1 protein-coding gene is annotated in these 1,169 nt (G+C 36.8%); it reads right to left on the reverse strand.

The window, feature by feature from the left end:
- Positions 1-1,083, reverse strand: a protein-coding gene (locus AC1DLO_RS22465; RefSeq protein WP_476914625.1) for an IS3-like element ISBth8 family transposase whose coding sequence is annotated in 2 segments (ribosomal slippage) — positions 1-825 and positions 825-1,083 — 1,084 coding nt annotated over the 2 segments. Because the reading frame shifts where the segments join, the coding sequence is not laid out codon by codon here. This gene is flagged as partial in the annotation.
- Positions 1,084-1,169 lie beyond the last annotated feature (86 nt).

A 1,169-nucleotide genomic window follows, 5' to 3' on the forward strand; every position in this document is an offset into this window, starting at 1 on the left:
TGTGAATATATTCTTGAATTGCTCGGTAGGCCATTTCATATGTTTTTGGGCACACTAAATACAACTTCTCTGTTTTTAAATGTGAGAAGAATGATTCGATACACGCATTATCAAAACAGTTTCCACGTCTAGAATGACTACCGACAAATCCTAATTTCTCTAACTGTTTTGCGTAGGATTTAGATGTATATTGAAACCCTTGATCTGAATGGAAAAGGGGCTTAGTAGTTAATGACTTCCCTTCTAATTGACGTAATGTAGTTAAAACYAAATCTAAATCATTTCTTGAAGATAGCTTCCAGGCAACAATTTCATTGTTGTATAAATCTAACACAGCYGACAAATAGGCAAATTGTTCTCCGATTCGTACATAAGTAATATCTGTTACGAATTTTTGATTTTGCTTTTCAGCTTGAAACTCTCGATTCAAATGATTTTTAAATACCACAGATGTTTTTCTTCCATAAAACGGACGTTTTTTTCGAATGATAGATTGAATACCCAGCTCTCTCATAAGACGACGAACACGTTTATGATTCATTACCATTCCTTCTCGAGCCAAAGCACGAGTCATACGTTTATACCCATAGTAAGGGTGCTGACGATGAATAGATAAAATATGTTCTTTATGCCACATATCCCTTTTCTGACGTAAACGCTGCACGTTATGATATTTCCGCCATTTATAGTAGCCAGCCTTAGAAACTTCCGCGATTTGAAGCAACCATCGGAGTGGATAGGCTTGGCGTAATGAATCGATAAGAGAAAATCGTTCTTTCTTTAGGACCATTCCTTCCCGTGTAGATTTGGATTGCGCTTTTTTAAATACTCAACCTGTGCCTTCAAATAAGCATTTTCTTCTTCTAGACTATTAAAATTCTTTCGATTCCAGACACCACGTTGATCATCAAAGGACTCCCCTTGTTGCGCACGTTTTACCCACTCAATAATCTGGGCATCGCTCTTCACACCGAGTTGTTCACGAATTTCTCGCAATGATTTTCTCTCTTCTAATCGAAGACGAACTGCTTCTCGCTTTAGTTCTTCTGTATATTTTTGAAATGATTGTCCTTTTCTTGCCATAAAAAAATCCCCTCCAGATAAAACAGTATTGAGTCCATCATATCAGATGGACTCTTTTTTTACTGTCTACCTATAGGGGATAATAC

The organism is Arthrobacter sp. 01T419 (assembly GCF_056398865.1).